Consider the following 17,994-nt stretch of genomic DNA (forward strand, 5'->3'; position numbering starts at 1 on the left):
CCGTCGTACGCGCACCACCCTAACCAGGTGCTTCCGACAGGCATCGCCCTCAACGGGCGGACCTCGGGACCGGACCTCGCAGCCGGACCTCCGCTCGCGCCGCGACGCAGAGTGGTCGGACAGCCAACCGCGTTCGCGGTCGTGGCCGCACCCTCGCGGCGTGGCGCGGTCTGACGAAGCGGAAGCCGGCTTGGAACTTGGCGACGACGTGTGGTGAGGCGGTTCTCTCATCGACGCGGCGGGATTCGCGATGGCGATCAGCCGGATTTCCTGAAGCGGGCGGCGCCACAACCGACAGGCACCGTGCTCATTGCGAGACCTCCAGGCCTGCCCACGATATGAGACAAGAGCCCTGACGTCTCAACATCCGAAACAATTGGGGTACGCGGTGCGAGACGGGGGACCCAACACAGCAGTGCGGCGACCAGGAGGAGCGAGTAGGCCTCCCGGGTTGTCATAGGTATCTCGGTCTCTTAGCCGAGATACCTATGACAACCCGGCAAGGCCACTCCGCCGCACCCACTTCGGCGCAGCCGCCTTGCCGCGCACCGCTGGGGATCAGCGAGGTCGGGACTACCGAGCCCACAGAGAGCCCGGGTAAGTTACCCGCGAGTAAGGTCAGTGCTGGGAACGGCGTACCCCGGCCGGCGCCCCGCCCGCCGTACGCTCGACCTGGCCCTGCCACCTCAGCGACGCAGAGGAGCTGCCCGGATGCGAGCCGCCGCGATCATCGTCTCCACCGTGCTGACCCTTGTGGCCGTCGCGCTGGTCGCCCGCACCGTCGCCTCGATGGTCGGTGTGATCCGGCTCGGCCAGCCCGCGGTCGGGCGTACGAACCAACCGGCGCAGCGCTGGCGCACCATGCTGCGCGAAACCCTGGGACACACCCGGCTGCTCAAGTGGAACCTCATCGGGGCCGCGCACTGGTTCGTGTTCGTGGGGTTCGGGTTTCTGTTCTTCACCCTGGTGACGGCATACGGCCAGGTGTACGCCGGCGCCGACTGGGCCCTGCCGATCATCGGCCACTGGTGGCCGTACGAACTCGCCTCCGAACTCATCGCCGTGCTGACCCTGGTGGCGATCCTCACCCTGATCGTGATCCGGCAACGCGCCCATCCGCGCCGGCTCGGGCGATCGAGCAGGTTCACCGGGTCGACGTTCTGGCAGGCCTATTACGTCGAGTACACGATCCTGGCGGTTGCGGTCTGCATCCTGCTCCTGCGTGGCTTCGAGGGCGCGCTCGCCGGCACCGGGTGGAGTCCGCACTTCGCCCTGAGCTATCCGCTCGTCGCGGCGTTCTCCGGGATGAGCCCGGCCGCGCTGGCCAACGCGATCTGGATTGTGGCGACCATCAAGATCGCCGTCTCGGCGGCGTGGCTCATCGTGATCGCCGCCAACCCCACGATGGGCGTGGCCTGGCACCGGTTCACGGCGTTCTTCAACATCTGGTTCAAGCGGAATGCCGACGGCGGTACGGCGCTCGGTCCACTGCAGCCGATGTACTCCAAGGGGCAGCCGATCAACTTCGAGGACCCCGGCGAGGACGACATCTTCGGTGCCGGCGCGGTCGAGGAGTTCACCTGGAAGGGCCTGCTCGACTTCACAACCTGCACCGAGTGCGGCCGCTGCCAGTCGGTCTGCCCGGCCTGGAACACCGGCAAGCCGCTGTCCCCCAAGCTCTTCGTCCTCGGCCTGCGCGACCACGCGCACGCGAAGGCCCCCTACCTCCAGACGCCCGAGACCGAACGCGACGCCCTGCCCGCCGCACTGAAGGCCGAGGCGGCCCGCGCGCTGGTCGGCCCGACCGACGCCAGTGCGGACGGCTCGCCGGGCGCCGTGATCGATCCCGACGTGCTCTGGTCGTGCACGACCTGCGGCGCCTGCGTGGAGCAATGTCCGGTTGACATCGAGCACGTCGATCACATCGTGGATGTACGCCGGCATCAGGTGCTGGTCGAGTCGGAGTTCCCGAGCGAGCTGAACCAACTCTTCCGCGGCCTGGAGAGCAAGGGCAACCCGTGGAACATGAACGCCTCGGGTCGGATGGACTGGGCGAAGAACCTGCCGTTCGAGGTACCCGTACTCGGCAGCGGCGTCGAGAGCCTCGGCGAGGTGGAGTACCTCTTCTGGGTGGGGTGCGCGGGCGCGTACGACGACCGGGCGAAGAAGACCACGCAGGCGGTGGCGGAGCTGCTGCACATGGCGGGCGTGTCGTTCGCCGTCCTCGGGCAGGCCGAGACGTGCACTGGCGATCCGGCCCGGCGGTCGGGCAACGAGTTCGTCTACCAGATGCTCGCCCAGCAGAACGTCGAGACGCTGCGCGAGGCGGGCGCGACGAAGGCCGTCGTGACCTGCGCCCACTGCTTCAACACGATCAAGAACGAGTACCGCCAGCTCGGCCTCGAGCTCGAGGTGGTCCACCACACCCAGCTGCTCAACCGACTGGTGCGTGACGGCAGGCTGACGCCAGTGCCGCCGCCCGCGGACAGCAACGGTGACGGCCGCCGCGGCGAGTCCCTCCAGCCGGTGACGTACCACGACCCCTGCTACCTCGGCCGGCACAACCAGGTCTACGAACCCCCGCGCGAACTCCTCGGCGCACTACCCGGCGTCGAGGTCCGCGAGATGCCACGCAGCGGGAGCACGTCGTTCTGCTGCGGCGCGGGCGGTGCCCGGATGTGGATGGAGGAACGCATCGGCAGCCGGGTCAACCTCGAGCGCACCTCCGAAGCGGTCGCCACCGGGGCTGAGCGGATCGCCACCGGCTGTCCGTTCTGCAAGGTGATGCTGTCCGATGGCGTCACCCAGCAGCAGGCGGACGGATCAGCCGGCCAGGACGTCGAGGTGATCGACGTCGCCCAGCTACTCCTGGAGTCGGTACGCCGCGGGACGATCCCGCCTCGCGAGGAGAAACCCCAGGTCAGCGAGGGTAACGAGGCTTCCAGCGGGCCGGTGTCGAGCTGAGTTCACGATGCTGCCACATTTGGCGCTTGACCTGACGCCAAGTTGACGCCAAGATGGCGTCATGGAAATCACGCCGTACATCGAAAGCATCCGCCGCGACCTCGCCGTCGCCGCGGAGGTGGCGGGGGCCGATGCCCGCGCAGCAGCAGAGCGCCTGACGGCCGCGCTGGATGCCGCCGTACGGCTTGCTCTGATGGAGGCACTCTCGACGGCAGCCGAAGAGATCACCCGTGACCTGGCGCCCGGCTCGGTGGAGGTCAGACTCCGCGGCCGGAACCCGGAGTTCGTGGTGACGCCGCCGCCGGGTGAGCCGGAGATCCCCACCCCGCCGGAGCCACCCATCCCGCCAGTCCCGCCCATGCCGGAAGGCGAGCAGGGCACGGCCCGGGTGACCCTCCGCCTCCCCGAACCCCTCAAGGCCCGGGCCGAAGAGGCGGCCGCCCGCGAGGGCATCTCGGTCAACACCTGGCTCGTCCGCGCGGTCAGTGCCGCCCTGGCCGAGCCCCCGCCGGAACGCCGGGCCCCACGGGGTCCCAGCTCGCGCGTCGGCCCGCACATCGGCCAGCGTCTGACCGGCTGGGCCCGCTAGGCCGGCTCGCCGGTCCGCACGTCACACCTGCCTCGAGCGCGCGGCTGCCTCCGCACCAGCGGCCGCCTCCGCACCCGGCAGGTGCCCCACATCCATCGCGCCACCCGACACCCACCGGGAGTTCAGCATGCCTACTTTCGCGACCCCAGAACCCATCAGCCTGCGCGTGAAGCTCGCCTCCGGCGACCTCACGATCGATGCTTCGGCGAGGAACGAGACCGAGGTCGAGGTCCGTCCGGGTAACCCCAACAAGTCGGTCGACGTCGAGGCCGCCGCGAACACCCTGGTCGAGCACCGGGACGGCACGATCGTCATCGAGGCGCCAGAGGACCGCGACCGCACCCGCTGGTTCGGCTCCACGCCGTCCCTCCATATCCGGGTTGCCCTGCCCAAGGGTTCGCACCTGCGCGGATCCACCGCCTCCGCCGACGTACGCGCGACCGGTCGGCTCGGCGACGTCGAGGTCAACACCGCGTCCGGCGACCTCCGCCTGGAGGAGGCGGCAGCACTTACCGCCCAGACCGCGAGCGGTGACGTCATCGGCCGCCAGATCGTTGGGGACGCCAAGGTCCAGACCGCCTCCGGCGACGTGTCGATCCGGGAGATCCACGGCCAGGCAATGGTGTCCACGGCGTCCGGCGACGTCCAACTCGGCCAGGTCCACAGCCTGCTTCGCCTGCAAACCGCCTCGGGCGACGCCACTGTCGACGCGGCGCACGACTCGGTCGAGACCACCACCGCCTCCGGCGACGTGCGCATCGGTTCGGTCCAGCGGGGGCAGGTCGCAGCGAACGGCGCCTCCGGTGACATCCGGATCGGAGTCCAGAAGGGCACCGCCGCCTGGCTCGACGTCTCCTCGCTCTCCGGCGACGTCCGGTCCGCACTCGACGAGGCCGACCAGCCCGGCGACACCGAGGAAACCGTCGAGATCCGCGCCCGCACGCTCAGCGGCGACATCACGATCAGCCGCGCACGCTGACCCAGACCCGTTCATCAGAAGCGACCCAGGACTGGAGCAATCACCATGTTGAACGACTACGCGATCTACCACCTGGCCCGGCAACGGCAGGACGAGATCATCAACGGCGGCTTGACAGGCCGGAGGGACCGGAGGACCGGCGTACGCCACGGCCCGCCGCGGCGTATCGGCCCCGGTGTCCGAGATCGCTTCGCACGGAGCCTGCGCCTGCTGGCCGACCGCATCGAACCAACACGGTCGCGCCCGGCCCACCTGGTCCGCATCCCCACCCAACACCCGCGCACCAACTGAGCGGGGGGTGCGACCCAGGGCAGGTACGACACAGGGCAGGTGCGACCTAGGCCAGGTCGATCAGAGCGTGGACCGGCCAGTGGTCAGAGGCCCAGCGGCCCTCGAGGGTGAAGGCGTTGATCGCGGCGGACCGGACCCGCGTCTCCGACCGGGCGAGAATCCAGTCGATGCGGTGCCCACCGACGACCGGCGGCTGGTAGCCGTGGAACGTGCCGTACGCCGGCGTACGGCGTTCCTCCGCAGCTGTCCAGCTGTCCCGCAGACCAGCGGAGCCCACCAGGATGTCGTAGGGCTCGGACGCCTCGGCCGGCACGTTGAAGTCGCCGGTGACGATCACGGGAAGGTCGGCGTCGAACTCCGCGAGCCGCTGCGCGACGAGTTCGGCACCTCGACGCTGGGCCTTCTCGATCTCGTGGTCGAGGTGGGTGTTGAGGACGACGAACTCCCGGCCGGTCGCCTGGTCGGTGAACCTCACCCACGTTGCCATGCGTACGACGTAGTTGCCCCAGGTCGTGGAGCCCACCACATCGGGGGTGTCAGACAACCAGAACTGATCGAGTTCGCGAACCGCGAGCCGGCGGGCGTCGAAGAAGATGGCCATGAACTCGCCGCGGTTGCCGCCCTCGCGCCCCGTACCCACCCACTCGTATCCGTCCGGGAGGTCGTCGGCGACCTCGAGCAGTTGGTGGTGCAGGCCCTCCTGGGTACCCATCACTGTCGGGCACTCCGACCGCAGCAGCGCGGCGGTCGTCGGGCGGCGCTCGACCCACGGATCGGGCAGGCCGTCACCGGCGTTCCGGAGGTTGAACGACATCACGTGGAGGGCCGGAGCCTCGGCGGGCCCGACGAGCGGATTCGGCTGAGCATCTGACGTACGACGGTTCACCACGCCCGCCAGCCTTTCGTACTCTGGGCACGCCCGACCACCTTCGTCACCGACCCGACCGGGATCGGTAACGGTCCAGCCATCCAGGTCAGCCCCGGCGCGGCCGGGGCAGGCCGAACCTCCGGTGGGCCCGCTCGGCCCGGGACTTGATCCCGAGCAGCATCCGGCGGTCCAACGCGAAGCTGATCGGCTCCCTGAACGTCGGGCCGAACCCGAGCCGGGTCGCCCGGTCGTCGGAGAACGCGCTGCGGTACCTACTCACGAGGCGGGTGCGGTGCGCGTCGAGCGGCTCCAGCTGGAGGAGCCAGCTGGTTGCCGCCCAGGGCTTGGCGCGCTCGAGGTCTTCCTGGTCGGGACCGTAGTACGCCACCAGCGCGCGGTTGGGGTCCACAGTCACCACGCGCATCGGAGGCAGCTTCGGGTGGAGGCGGAGTTCGTCGCCTTCGTGGAGCGCCCACTCAGGATGCAGGGCCTCGGCATTCCGGAGCCGGCCGCCGGCGAGGTTGCCCAGCCACTGGTAGCTGTAGAAGCCGGCTCGGTCCGAGCCGATCTGGGTCACCCAGGGCCAGACCTCCTCGACCGACGCGTCGATCTCCACGCCGTGGGTGAAACCCCAGCGGGGTTCGGCGACAAGCTCATCCCCTGGATGGGTGGCACGCTCCGCGGCGGCGTTCACACCCCAACGCCGGCGGCGCGGGCGCAGGAACGGCGTGACCAGCCCGGCCGCCATCACGCCGGCACCGGTGACACCCTCACCGACGTCCCGCCAGTCGTCCCGCCCGACTCGACCCTCGGCCCGATCGCGGAGGTGCCGCAGCTGGACGAACTGCAACCAGCGGCGCAGTGCGCCCTTCCAGGCCCTGCCCATGCGTCCCAGCCCGGCGGACGCGCCCTTCGCCCGTACCGTCAACCTCGTCCTGCCATCCAGCGGGTCGAGGACGAACGCCCACGTCAGCTGCCAGTACCGCTCCGGTCGCGGCCCACTGAACGGCAGTTGCTGGCGTCCGTCGACGTCGAACAACCCGGCGAGGACGAGGGCGCGGTTGGGTTCGAACTGGAGGACCTCCAAGCCCAGGTCGCCCCTCGGGGTCGCCGGGAGGACGTCGCCGACCCGGAGGTCCTGCAACTCCGGATGGATCTCCCGGGCGCTGCGCCGGCCGCCGTTGTCGAGGACGTCGATGCCGTAGAACCCCGCGCGGTGGCAGCCCATCTGGACGAGCCACGGCCAGACCTGCTCGGGACGGGCCCGGATGGTGATCTTCTCGGTCACCACGTGGTCGGCGTCCGGCAGAAGTTCGTCACCTGGCAGCGCCCGCTCGGCGGCCGCGCGTCCGGCGGCTTCCTCGCGTTCCCGGGTGCCGTGCTCACGCTCGAGACCAGCGAGCAGCTGGCGGCGTACCATCCGGGAGGTCGATCCGAACATCCGCAGATAACGCCGGAACGCCCGCCACGCCTCCTCGTCAGACGCGTCGACGCGGACCTCCATCGTGACCCGGGTGGTCTCGGGTCCGAACGGCACCAGCCGGATGGCCCAGGCCAGCTTGACCGAGTCGGGCTCGTCGAAGGTCCTGAACGTGTCCGCTGACGGGATGTCGAGGAAGCGCATGCGGTTGCCGCGTACCCTCGCGACGGCACCCGCGACCACCTCGCGCGGCGGGTCCTCAGCCAGGATGTGGAAGCCTGGCCGCCCGGGGGCCGCGAGAAGATCGTCGATCCGGTGCCGCGGCTGCTCCTCGCCTTGGTTCGCGCCACCACCACGTGATGGCCGGAGGCTCCTGAAGCGGGCAGGCAGCCTGCGGATCGCGAAGACGCCGCGTACGAACGGCGACTGCTCGAGGATCTCGCCGTGCCGGATCAGCTCCCAGGCGTCCTCCAGAGACATCGCCAGGTCGACGCTGTCGACCTCGACTACCCTCGGTGCCGGGAGGACACGATCCATCACCCGGTCGGGGGCTGCGCTCGGCTTCGACGCGGCACGAGTACCGCCGGCCATGATCCACCTCCGGCGTTCGGACAGTCCTTTCTCACCAGACTTGTGCCGGACACCAGGACTCGAAAGAGCCGTGCGGACCGGAGTTCAGGGGCCCTTCCGCCCAGGGGGTTTCGAGGGCTTCTGGCCCCTGATGGGGCCCGCTGTCCGCTGTCGTGATTCGCCTGGGATGGGCGATTCGTCAGACGTCGGCGCGGTGGAAGTTCCGGTACGACCGGGACGCTGTGGGACCCCGCTGGCCTTGGTACCTCGAGCCGTACTCCGTCGCGCCGTACGGCCGCTCGGCCGGTGAAGAAAGCCGGAAGAAGCACAGTTGCCCGATCTTCATGCCCGGCCAGAGCTTGATCGGGAGCGTCGCGACGTTCGAGAGCTCGAGGGTCACATGGCCGGAGAAGCCCGGATCGATCCAGCCCGCGGTGGAGTGGGTCAGGAGGCCGAGCCGGCCGAGGCTGGACTTGCCCTCCAAGCGGGCGGCGATGTCGTCGGGCAGGGTGACGACTTCGTACGTCGATGCGAGAACGAACTCCCCCGGGTGCAGGATGAACGGCTCGCCCTGCTCACACTCGATGAGACGGGTGAGGTCAGGCTGCTCCTCCGCCGGGTCGATATGGGGGTATCGGTGGTTCTCGAACACCCGGAAGTAGCGGTCCATGCGTACGTCGACACTGGACGGCTGGACGAACGCCGGATCGAACGGATCGAGCACGACCCGGCCCTTGTCGATCTCGAGCCGGATGTCACGGTCTGAGAGGAGCACGCTGGCAACTTACCGAACTACCGTCTCGATGTTCGACACGCCGTGGGTACGTGTGCGGGGATGGGTAGTATTCTGAGCGCTCGTCGCCTTCGGGTGGCGGTGGTTGTCTTCGGGCAGCCGGCTGCGGGTGTAGTTCAATGGCAGAACATCAGCTTCCCAAGCTGACAGTGGGAGTTCGATTCTCCTCACCCGCTCCAAGACAAAGGCCCAGGTCAGCGGCACATTGCCGGCCTGGGGCTTCGTCGTCGAAGGGGTCCGAAGGCGACTGCGTGCCCGTTACGTGCCCGATGCGAGCGACGGACCGCCATCCGCTGTCGGCTCCTACTGGGGCTGGCCTGGTGCAGCCTAGAAGCCTGCCCACCACATGACGGACTGCAACGCACGGATCTGCCGCGATCCGCTCGAACCTGCTTGTTGTGCCGATGAACGGGCACCTGAGTTCAGGCTGGGATATCGGCCTCGGGGTCGGTAGACACCCAGTAGCCCTCGTCCGTGGACACGCCGATTTCGATCAAGTCAGGCTCGAAGCCGCTCGACCGCGGCAGGTGTTCAACAGCCGCTTTGCAGAGCCGGGCTGCCTCCTCTATTGAAGTGGCCCGCAAGTCCCAGCTCGCGATCACGCAGTGCGGATCCTTCTCGTCGACCCAGAAGCAGAACGTTTCGTCATCGGGCTGCAACCCCGAGCCAATGGCCTCCAACGTCCCGTCTCGAATCGGTTCGCTCGACCTCCAGGCAGCGTGAACGTGGTACGGCCCGGCTGCTTCTCCCCACATGCCCCAGAGTGTTCCACTCGTGCGCGGTGTCGGGCGCACTCTCATGCCGCTGTCCGCGCTCGGATCTGCCGATGAGCTGCCGGACGTCGGCGGCTTAGGATCCTGTCGTGGCGAACGTCGAGCGCAGGCTTGTGGACAGCTTTGGGACCTCCGTGACGACGCTCATGACCATCCCGGCCGCTGGCAGGGAGTCACGGCCGAAGTCCTCTTTCAACGGCTCGCCGAGTACGTCGAGCATGCGGAGGAGCGCGGGGAGCCGATGGACTGGCGCGGTGTCGCGGATCGCATGATCGCTTGGCGATCTACCGAGGGAGAGGGCTGACGCGAGTCGGCTCGCCGCCACGCACCGCAGAGGTGAATGTCGAGCACCGCCTGCCGCTTCTCAATAATGGTTCTCCTACGAGGTGGATCGACTTCTTTGCCGCTGCTACAGCGGATATCCCAATCGCCGAGGGCCGCGAATTAGCACGACAGCTAAGCCAGGATCACGAAATCGTCTGGCTAACGGGTCGTCCCGAGAGAATTCGCGAGGTAACTGAGGACTGGCTGAAGAGGAATGGCATGCCCTCCGGAGCCCTGATAATGCATCCTGAGGGCGATTCTCGCTCGTCGGTGGATGTGAAGCCAGAGCAGGTTGCCGACCTATCCCGCACCCGCACGGTGGACATCGTAGTGGAGGACGACCCACGAGTCGTTCACGCTCTACGTCGTCGGGGATTCCGGGCAATACAAGTTCCGTGGGCGGCATGGACACCTGTCCTCGGGCAGGCCTGGCCAGCAGATGAGGACAGCGCACGTGTCATCGACAGGTAAGACCCTGTGTTTGCAACGGCGTTAGCAAGCCCGGTCCCTGAAGGACTAGCTTGCGCTCCGCACGACGTCCACCAGGTGCTCGTCGTCGGACACTGCTGGTCGTTGGGGTCAGGACGAGCAGCGGTTTAGGAACGCTGAATGGCGCTCACCATGCTCGTCCGGGCAACCACGTACGCATGCGGCGTGGCCGCCGGGTCCTGCATGAACGACCGCGATCAGAGCTGAATGAGACAGAGCATCTGGCGCCTGTTAGTCGGTGCGGAACGCGGCGAACATTCCCACCACCAGAATCAAACCGGCGATCGCTAGGAGTACTCCCCCGATCACCGTGCGGCCGGTCGCGAGCCCGACTACTCCGGCGGCAGCGAACGCCACCATGGTGGCGTTGTAGACACTACGAAATGTCATGGCCTGAGCGTAGGCCGGAGGCGTTGCAGCGTCTAGCGATTCGCAGAGGCCCCGAAGTCCTTGGCGGGGGTTCCGGGTCGACTGATTGGCCCTATTCTCTTCGGGACACGCGGGATGTGGCCGGCGTGGTTAGTTAGAGGGAGGCGCGGCTGTGAACGTTGGCCGGATCTGGAAGCACTCGCCAATGCCTTTGCTGGTCACCATGGTCCTGCTGGACTGGCTGCTACTGCTCTACACGCGAACAGTCGGGGCAGCGATCAATGAGGGCATTCCAGTGGCGGAGCAGGCGTTCGGAACGCTCATCGCGACCGGACTCACCTTGCTCGTGTGGCGCCGCAGCCGGATCGCGTGGGGCCTCAAGGTCGTGCTGGGCGGTTGGGCGCTCGTGGCGCTTGTCCTGGGTGGTGACACCTGGCCCGCGTACCTGGTACCGATCGTGCTGATCATCGCCACTCAGATGGCGGCACTTCTGTCTCCGGCCGTGCGCAAGCACATAGCCCGGCCTCGGGTGCCGGATCCATCCCACGCATCCGGCTCGGCCTGACACAACCCCTTCTGCGTGTCGGGTGGGAGGCGCTGGAGCGTGGATGTTGCTCAGGTGTGGCGGCGATCGGCGGGCCCGTTGCTGGCCGCGTACGTGCTGCTGGATTGGCTGGTTCTGATCTACATCCGGACCGGCGATAGCGAGGGAGTGCCTCTAGCGAGGCACATTGGCGGGACTCTTGTGGCGTCGGGACTGGCATGGCTGGTGTGGCGTCGTAGCCGCGTGGTGTGGAGTCTGCTACTGGCCTGGCACGGCGGTTTCGCATTGTTTCTGATGTTGGTTGCTACGGGCTGGGATGCACGCTTGAGCGGCTTCGTGTTGCTCAACGCTGTGCAGGTGGCTGCACTCCTCCCGCCAGCTGTGCGCCGTCACGTCTGGCGACCGGAGGAGCGGTTGGCGACAACCTGACTCGTTGGGATTGACCGGAGCGTCAGCCATGCGGCCCGGTGAGCCCGAGGACGGCGCGCCAGTGCCGCCCGCAGGGCGGCCGGACGGCTGCGCCGCGTCAGCGGCGCCTTGATCTCGTAGAGGTCGGCAGACGGAGCGTGCCCGATGCGTGCCCGATCGGGCGGTGGTGGGCGGCCACCAGTGGTCAACAGCGGTAAGTGGGGCCAGCCACAGCCGTGCTGTGTAGCTCCGTCTGATCTTGGACGGATCATGACGAAGGCCCAGGCGAGCTGATCATGGCTCTGACCTGGGCCTTTGGCTTGGCCCGGCACTCCCACCTTCTCCACGGCTGCCATCCACCGCTCACCTGAACGTGGATCTGTCACAAAGTCCGTGATGTGCTACTGGCAGTGACGGTCCGTGAGTCGTTCTGGGCCAGCGCCTCGGTGGCAAGCTGCTCCCAACCGCCGGCGTTGTCGACGACGAAGCAGAATTCGTTCCCCTCGGGGTCAAGCATCCCGACGTAGCCGTTGCTCGCGTCATCGAGCTGCTGTTGCCCACTGCGTTGTGCGCCGAGGTCGATCGCCCGCGCGCAGGCTTCGTCGGCGTCGGCCACCTGGACGTCGAGGTGTAGACGATTCTTGACCTGCTTTGACTCCGGGACGCGTTGAAACGTGAGCCGCACCGGCTCGGCCTCGACCACCGCGAGACGCTCGTCGATGCTGCCCCAGCGGCACTTCATCAGGTCGGCCCAGAACCGGGCGAGCGTAGCTGGGTTGTGGCAGTCGATCATGATCTCCTGAATGCGCACCCGCATTCCCGGAATGTTAACCAAGAGGTCGCCGCCGTCGCGACTTGGTGACCAGAGCCTCACCGACGGCGTGCCCTCCGCGTGCCCCAAGCCAGGGCCGATCATGGTCCGCAGCGGTCAATGACGGTCATGATGACTGACCTCGAACACGGGGACGATCCACGCTCAGCGCAGCCTGAGCGACCGACGGTCCTTTGCAAGGCAGGGGTCCTGTCGTGCAACCCGCGTGCAACAAGCGGGCGGACTAATCTGGACTGATCTGGACAGGTGAGCATGGGTTCCTCAACCGCGTGTCATCCCGAGGCGCCGAGTTACGGCCGCAAGCGAGCGAGTTGATCGGCTACAGCCCGCCGACCGGTGCGACCGGCGTCTGGTCGGCCGGACACATCCACACCGCCACTCGGTCGCGGACCGAGGCCTCGAGTGGGTGGCTGTCCGGGTGATGCGGGCATCGCGGCCAGTTCGTCGGCGCCCGACCCCACAGCTCCTCGATCACCCACTCCTGAACCTGATCGGCGATCATCGCGACGCGCTCGAACTCGGGAGCGGAACGGTCCAGCGAAACGCCGGCCCCGGTGCCGTCCGGACTCCGCAGCATCGCCCCGCACTCCGCCCAGTCGTTGTCCTCGACCCTCGGCAAGCTGATGCCGGTGCTTCGAAGATCACGGAATACCGGCTCCATCGCCTCGCGCAGCACCTCATCCACGGCATCATCATTGCAGCGTTCAGCACTCACGAACGCCTACCGGCGAGCCGCGACTCACCACGATCGCCGGCCAGGCCCGCGTGACGCGGGCGTGCCATCCACGTGCCATCAGACCAGGTACGCCGAGGTCGCTCCAGGCCACTCAAGGCCGGGTACGTACGCGCGATCCCATCGGTGCGAGCACAGTTTCGACATCTTCCAAGCTGGTCATCCCGGCGCCAGCTCCAGGCAGGTGGCTAGTTCCGCCACTGGTCGCGTAGGAGCCATCTCACCCTCTGCGTGAAGTGATAGCGCCAGAGCCACGTCGGCAGCCGGTGACGAGACACGAACTGCCACAGATCGTCGTCTGCTTCGTTGCCACGCGGGTACGTGCGGAGCAGCTCCAGGCAACGTCGGTCCACTGTGCGGTGCAAGCGGGCTACATGCGCCAGCGCGACAACTCCCTGCACTCGGAGTCCTTGGTTGTCTGATCCGAGGGCTCGGGCGACTCGGGGCAGGATGTCGTGCGGGTCGTGGTGGTTGAGCGCGAGCCTGAGAAGGTCGACTCCGACTGAGGGTTCACGTCGGTCGAAGGCTGCGTCAATCTCTTCAGGCCGAGGGGTCCACTCCAGCGGTTCATACACGTGAACATGGGCACGGCTGGCGTCGTCCTCGCCATCCACATTAACTCCCACGCCGGAATTCTAGGCCGCCGTACGTCTGATCGACTGGTCGCGACAGTTCGCATCGCGCATGGTCAGGCGTGCTGTCGGGCGACCGGTCGCGCGTGACCCCACCTCAGATTCCTGAGCAGACTGTCCCGCGGCGGGACGGTGCCCCTGACGTGCCCCCGAACGGCCATCAACAGCCGTCAATGATCAACACTCGCCAGCGTCGATCCACGCTCGGCGGCAGCGAGACGAGGCGGCGACCTGCGCACGAGAACCCACTCGTAATGCGTAGCTCAAGCGACCATGGACGGTCGGCCGATGAGCATGGCGTGCGTAACCGTCCAGTCATTTGATCAGAGGTGGCCCGCGGGCCCACGGTCCAGAACGGCGGTGAGATCGTCGAGGGTCGCGGCGAACTCCGCGGCCTCCATCTCGACCACGAAGACCGTTCCCGCATGTTCGGGATGCTTCACCAGGTGCTCATCCCGCCAGAACTGGAACGTGATCGCCAGGCGAGTCCCTTCGCGAAAACCGAGGGCCGAGATGTTGTCGGTCGTGGGTCCCCACTGGAGGATCCAAAACTCCTCGCGCAGCCCGTCGTCCTCCTCCGGGTCGATTGCGAACCCGGCGAGCAGCCGCTGATGCGTGGCTACTAGAGACAGGCCGGCAAAAGGCGGAGGCGAACCCTGGCCGGACCGCACCCAGGCAGCGGTGTCGCTCACCGCGATTCGGAATTGCGGGACGAAGGCGGTGTTGTCGTCACAGGTCAACCACTGGCTGGCGGCCCACAGGTCGATTCGACAAAGCTCCGGACTGTCCCAGTTGCCGACCTCGGCGGCGAACTTGAGCTTGTCACCCAGCAACGTCGCCACCCGGGCATCGTGGCAGACGGCGCCGCCCCCGGGCCATTAGCGGGCCATTAGCCCAGGGCCGGGCAGGTCACTCCAGGACACTCGCGGGCGTGGAACGGGCTTACAGAGCCGTAGATGTACGTTTCCCAAGCTGACAGTGAGGGTGGTGCAGCAAAGGACGACCTGGTGCGATGACCTGACGTCGCCTAATCCCAATGGTTAAACAGCGCCTCACCGAGTTGCCGGGCCGCCAGTACTTGATGTCGCCTGAAGAGATACCGGGCCAAGCCATGGCCTCGAACAGGTGCGTAGTCGCGTCCTAGCTCGATGCGATGGCCGAGGATTCAGATGACGCCGGCGTTGTCGCTAGCAGCCGCTGCACCCGGATCACTCAGATGGCCCAGATGAGCCAAGCAACTCAAGCCTGCCGAGTCGACTCCGCGTTGCGGTGACGTGACGTGCTCGCCAAGCTCGTCCGGAGTCGTAGCCCGCATGCACAGTCCGATTGTTCGGGTCGAGGTCGGCGAACACGACCTGAAGTGTTCCATCGGACCTGCCCTGAGCCAACCAGCGATCATCTGGGGCCGCGACACCCGATGGCATAGCTCCCGGGGCAGTGCCAGGAACGGCGAACGCGATCCACATCTCAGTCAACAGCGCATGTGCCAACGGTCGCCGATCATCCAGTGACTCTGCTGCCGATCCACCGCTGTAGCTGGCCAGCAGCACACAGTCCACCCCCAGCGACTCGTACTCGATGAACACTTCCGGCCAGCGTGCTTCGATGCATATGGCGCATCCGAAGCGCATCCCATCGACCGAGAAGACGGTCGCGTGATCACCTGCTGCGTACATGAACGATGACTCGTTGTTCGACAGAAACCGCTTGTCGTACCTGCCGACCAGGACCCCACCATCACTGATCACGTACAAGCTGTTGAACGGCCGTCCAAAACCGGGCTCGCGGTGCAGCGAACCGACAACGGCCCACAGTCCGAGCTCGCCGGCGCGCTCGATCGTCTGCTGTCGCTCCGCCGCGAGCGTCTGCCAGTCCACTCGAGACCAGTCCGACTCCGCCACCCGATCCGGATCGCTCGACATGAGCCGCCTGTCCGGAAGACCCGACAACGCCCCCTCCGTGAACACGACGAGCCGAGCGCCGCCGTCAGCCGCCAGACCCATCAGCTCCCGAACCCGACGCCCCTGCTCCCGAATCGAATCCGCGTCCGGCGAGCCCATTGGTCCGACACCCTGCGCCACCGCGATCCTCACCACCGACATGGCGAGAGATCATCGCACGGGCTCGCACCAGGATGCCGGGCCGACACACGGCCGCCAAGGAGAACCGACAAGACCCTCAGCGCTCCCCGAGCCTTCGACGCTCAGGATGACCGAAGCCACTCGATGTCAAGCATGTGGTGGCACACGACTGTCAAGAATCAGATGGCACAGCACATTCCCCCACAGCCCTGCGTTGCTGAGTTGACCTACCCGGAACCTGTGCAGGGCCGCCAGGCCGGAGCCGCGAGCGGTCGACGGGTCGAGCCTGGCGGCCCTGCACAGGTTCCGGGTGCGGACGAGCTGTCCGACCGGCGGGAGAGAAGCCCTACGAAGGTTGCTCCATCTCTGCTTCCAGCGCGGCTTTGCGAGCTGCACCTTCGTACTGACTGCGGCGAAACACGAAGGGACCGAAACTCGTGTAATCCCGGCTTGGACGGTACGGCTGGGCGAAACTGCGCCAGATCACTGAGTCATCACCAGTGAGCACCTGCGCCTGCAGGGGCCAGCAGCCGACTTCCCCACAGTCGCACCCGAGCAAGGCGATCGCACCGACCTGCTGCCAGTACGCGGAGTCCGGCCGCCCACAGAGGTAGCCGGTCAGATCGCCGAACTTGAAGCGGTCGAGCACAAGCCCGGCGTACTGGCCTGGCACGTCGTGACCGGCAGCATGCTCATACCCCGACACCATGTCAACAAGGCTCACGCCGTCGATGCACGGCAACAGTTCCCGCTCTGGGTACGGACCATCTCTCCACGAACGGACCTCAAAGCGGACCCTGCGAACCACAAGCTGCGCTGGCACCTACCAAGTCTGCCGCATGCGCACTGCCCGCCCGTGACCCCAATGGCCAGTACGACTGATTGAGGTCATCTCAGGCCGAGGCATTCCGGGGTCCATGACGGTGCCGATCGCCTCGACGCTGGCATGGGCGCCGTGAAGATAGCCTCCAGCCATGCCGAGCTTCGAGATCACACCGGTAGGTACGGTCCGGAACGACCGGACAGACGTCCAGCACACGGACAACTGGGGTGCCGTCCGCAGCACGATCACCGTCGACGAGCGCTTCGGCGATGCGTGCCTCCAGGGCCTGGAGGGCTTCTCCCACGTGGAAGTCCTCTTCATCTTCGACCAGTTCCCGGAACTCGACCACTACCGCGAACCCCGCCCCTACCGCGGCCGCTCCGACCTCCCGCCCGTCGGCGTCTTCGCCGGCCGCGGCCCCCGCAGACCAAACCGCATCGGGTCAACGTGCTGCGCCATCGAATCCGTCCGGCGCCGCGAACTGACGGTAGTGGGCCTCGACGCGGTTTCGGGCACCCCGGTCATCGATCTGAAGCCGACCATGGCGGAGTTCCGCCCGGTGAACATCAAGCAGCCGGAATGGGTCAGCCGCATGATGTCGGAGTACTTCCAGCCGTAAGCGGGGTCTGGGGGGGCGAAGCCCAAGAATCCCCCGGTAAGGGGACTTCCGTAAATTAGCTGGTCGTTCCAGACCTTCGGCTTCTTTCGGCTGGCCAGCCTGTGTCGTCCTGTGTTGTCGGTGCCGTCCGGCATGATCCTGGTCGTGATCTTTCCGAAGCAGGGTGCGCCGCGGTACGGCCCTGGCCGTCTGGTGGTCGACGGCCAGGATGCGACGGTGTGTCGGAAGGCGACGTTCGCGTTCGACCCGTCGCCAGCGCAGGAGCGGGGCTTGTTGGCGCTGCTCAGCGCATGTTGTGAGGTGTACAACGCCGGCTTGCAGGAACGCCGTGAAGGCCTGGCAACGCGCCAACACGAGCGTGTCGCTGTTCGATCAGTTCACCCAGATCACCGGGTTGCGCGGGGTGCGCGATGACGTGCTGGCCAGGGGGATCCAACCGATCCGTGGGGCGTTGCGGCGGTTGGATGAGGCGTTTGTTGGGTTCTACCGCCGCATCAAGTTGGGGCAGGCGCCGGGGTACCCGCGGTTCAAGTCACGCCGCCGGTTCAATACGGCCTGCTGGGACGAGCCGGCGTCGTGGAAGGTCGACGTCGATCAGCGCAGGTTACGCATTCAGGGTGTCGGCACGATTCGGCTACCCAAATCCGCCGCTCGTCAGTTCGCCAGGCTGGCCGGGCGTGGCGGGGTTCCGGTGACGTTGAGCGTGACCCGCCGCCGTGCCGGCGGCACCAGCGAGCATCCGAAATGGGTGTGGCGGGCCAGCGTCGGGTTCAAGGACGTCACACCAGTCCGCGCCGCTTCGCAGCCCGGTGACGGGCAGGTGGTGGGTGCCGATCGTGGTGTGGCGGTGGCGTTGCCGCCTCGAACGGGCAGCTGCTGGTGATGCCGGCCTG

Annotated in this window: 20 protein-coding genes and 1 tRNA gene; 10 read left to right on the forward strand and 11 right to left on the reverse strand. The window is 67.1% G+C overall.

Annotated elements, in window-relative coordinates; all coding sequences use genetic code 11:
* The first annotated feature begins 711 nt into the window (after positions 1–711).
* The 4 genes from B141_RS43235 to B141_RS0128165 all read left to right on the forward strand — a co-directional run bounded on the left by B141_RS43235 (position 712) and on the right by B141_RS0128165 (position 4,823).
* Positions 712–2,964 carry a (Fe-S)-binding protein gene (locus B141_RS43235; protein WP_020578533.1) on the forward strand — a complete coding sequence of 751 codons (2,253 nt, stop codon included), beginning with the start codon at positions 712–714 and terminating at the stop codon, positions 2,962–2,964.
* A 61-nt stretch (positions 2,965–3,025) separates the two neighbouring features.
* The gene (locus B141_RS0128155; protein ID WP_020578534.1) at positions 3,026–3,553 is read left to right on the forward strand and encodes a toxin-antitoxin system HicB family antitoxin; all 528 of its coding nucleotides are present in this window, start codon (positions 3,026–3,028) and stop codon (positions 3,551–3,553) included.
* A gap of 127 nt (positions 3,554–3,680) precedes the next feature.
* Positions 3,681–4,532, forward strand: coding sequence for a DUF4097 family beta strand repeat-containing protein (locus tag B141_RS0128160; protein ID WP_020578535.1), 852 nt, complete (start codon positions 3,681–3,683; stop codon positions 4,530–4,532).
* A gap of 45 nt (positions 4,533–4,577) precedes the next feature.
* Positions 4,578–4,823 carry a hypothetical protein gene (locus B141_RS0128165; protein ID WP_020578536.1) on the forward strand — a complete coding sequence of 82 codons (246 nt, stop codon included), beginning with the start codon at positions 4,578–4,580 and terminating at the stop codon, positions 4,821–4,823.
* A gap of 46 nt (positions 4,824–4,869) precedes the next feature.
* Here B141_RS0128165 and B141_RS0128170 read toward each other — a convergent pair whose 3' ends face one another.
* The 3 genes from B141_RS0128170 to dcd all read right to left on the reverse strand — a co-directional run bounded on the left by B141_RS0128170 (position 4,870) and on the right by dcd (position 8,456).
* Positions 4,870–5,712, reverse strand: coding sequence for an endonuclease/exonuclease/phosphatase family protein (locus B141_RS0128170; RefSeq protein ID WP_020578537.1), 843 nt, complete (start codon positions 5,710–5,712; stop codon positions 4,870–4,872).
* Positions 5,713–5,797: 85 nt separating this feature from the next.
* Positions 5,798–7,702: a hypothetical protein gene (locus tag B141_RS47950; protein WP_020578538.1), complete on the reverse strand. Its 1,905-nt coding sequence runs from the start codon at positions 7,700–7,702 to the stop codon at positions 5,798–5,800.
* A 178-nt stretch (positions 7,703–7,880) separates the two neighbouring features.
* Positions 7,881–8,456, reverse strand: a complete 576-nt coding sequence (dcd, locus tag B141_RS0128180; RefSeq protein ID WP_020578539.1) for a dCTP deaminase — start codon at positions 8,454–8,456, stop codon at positions 7,881–7,883.
* Between the two features lie 123 nt (positions 8,457–8,579).
* Between dcd and B141_RS0128185 the strand changes: the two genes are divergently transcribed.
* Positions 8,580–8,653 (forward strand) — tRNA-Gly (locus tag B141_RS0128185).
* Positions 8,654–8,896: 243 nt separating this feature from the next.
* On the opposite strand, the gene B141_RS0128190 is transcribed toward B141_RS0128185, so the two are convergent.
* Positions 8,897–9,229 (reverse strand): hypothetical protein, encoded by a 333-nt coding sequence (locus B141_RS0128190; RefSeq protein WP_020578540.1) that lies wholly within the window; start codon positions 9,227–9,229, stop codon positions 8,897–8,899.
* A gap of 94 nt (positions 9,230–9,323) precedes the next feature.
* On the reverse strand, positions 9,324–9,467 hold the full coding sequence (locus tag B141_RS49775) for a hypothetical protein (protein ID WP_157181358.1): 144 nt from the start codon (positions 9,465–9,467) through the stop codon (positions 9,324–9,326).
* A gap of 116 nt (positions 9,468–9,583) precedes the next feature.
* Between B141_RS49775 and B141_RS53245 the strand changes: the two genes are divergently transcribed.
* Entirely contained in the window at positions 9,584–10,042 is a 459-nt protein-coding gene (locus B141_RS53245; protein WP_474775229.1) for a phosphatase domain-containing protein, read from the forward strand.
* Between the two features lie 249 nt (positions 10,043–10,291).
* Here the strand turns inward: B141_RS53245 and B141_RS49780 are convergent, their stop codons facing one another.
* Positions 10,292–10,450, reverse strand: a complete 159-nt coding sequence (locus B141_RS49780; RefSeq protein ID WP_157181359.1) for a hypothetical protein — start codon at positions 10,448–10,450, stop codon at positions 10,292–10,294.
* Between the two features lie 184 nt (positions 10,451–10,634).
* Between B141_RS49780 and B141_RS0128215 the strand changes: the two genes are divergently transcribed.
* Both B141_RS0128215 and B141_RS0128220 read left to right on the forward strand, forming a co-directional pair.
* Positions 10,635–10,994, forward strand: a complete 360-nt coding sequence (locus B141_RS0128215; RefSeq protein WP_020578543.1) for a hypothetical protein — start codon at positions 10,635–10,637, stop codon at positions 10,992–10,994.
* Between the two features lie 39 nt (positions 10,995–11,033).
* On the forward strand, positions 11,034–11,402 hold the full coding sequence (locus B141_RS0128220) for a hypothetical protein (RefSeq protein ID WP_157181360.1): 369 nt from the start codon (positions 11,034–11,036) through the stop codon (positions 11,400–11,402).
* Positions 11,403–11,763: 361 nt separating this feature from the next.
* Here the strand turns inward: B141_RS0128220 and B141_RS47955 are convergent, their stop codons facing one another.
* From B141_RS47955 to B141_RS0128250, 5 genes are all read right to left on the reverse strand, one after another.
* Positions 11,764–12,198, reverse strand: a complete 435-nt coding sequence (locus B141_RS47955) for a VOC family protein (protein ID WP_020578545.1) — start codon at positions 12,196–12,198, stop codon at positions 11,764–11,766.
* Between the two features lie 334 nt (positions 12,199–12,532).
* Positions 12,533–12,898: a hypothetical protein gene (locus B141_RS43260; protein WP_020578546.1), complete on the reverse strand. Its 366-nt coding sequence runs from the start codon at positions 12,896–12,898 to the stop codon at positions 12,533–12,535.
* Between the two features lie 1,003 nt (positions 12,899–13,901).
* Positions 13,902–14,420, reverse strand: a complete 519-nt coding sequence (locus tag B141_RS0128240; RefSeq protein WP_020578548.1) for a hypothetical protein — start codon at positions 14,418–14,420, stop codon at positions 13,902–13,904.
* 366 nt (positions 14,421–14,786) lie between these two features.
* The gene (locus tag B141_RS43270) at positions 14,787–15,680 is read right to left on the reverse strand and encodes a carbon-nitrogen hydrolase family protein (protein ID WP_020578549.1); all 894 of its coding nucleotides are present in this window, start codon (positions 15,678–15,680) and stop codon (positions 14,787–14,789) included.
* A gap of 325 nt (positions 15,681–16,005) precedes the next feature.
* Entirely contained in the window at positions 16,006–16,383 is a 378-nt protein-coding gene (locus B141_RS0128250) for a hypothetical protein (RefSeq protein WP_157181361.1), read from the reverse strand.
* Positions 16,384–16,633: 250 nt separating this feature from the next.
* Here B141_RS0128250 and B141_RS0128255 point away from each other — a divergent pair, with 250 nt between their 5' ends.
* Positions 16,634–17,101 carry an SAM-dependent methyltransferase gene (locus B141_RS0128255; protein WP_020578551.1) on the forward strand — a complete coding sequence of 156 codons (468 nt, stop codon included), beginning with the start codon at positions 16,634–16,636 and terminating at the stop codon, positions 17,099–17,101.
* Positions 17,102–17,429: 328 nt separating this feature from the next.
* Positions 17,430–17,984 carry a hypothetical protein gene (locus tag B141_RS0128260; RefSeq protein ID WP_020578552.1) on the forward strand — a complete coding sequence of 185 codons (555 nt, stop codon included), beginning with the start codon at positions 17,430–17,432 and terminating at the stop codon, positions 17,982–17,984.
* Positions 17,985–17,994 lie beyond the last annotated feature (10 nt).

This window comes from Actinopolymorpha alba DSM 45243 (assembly GCF_000373925.1).
Taxonomy (GTDB): domain Bacteria; phylum Actinomycetota; class Actinomycetes; order Propionibacteriales; family Actinopolymorphaceae; genus Actinopolymorpha; species Actinopolymorpha alba.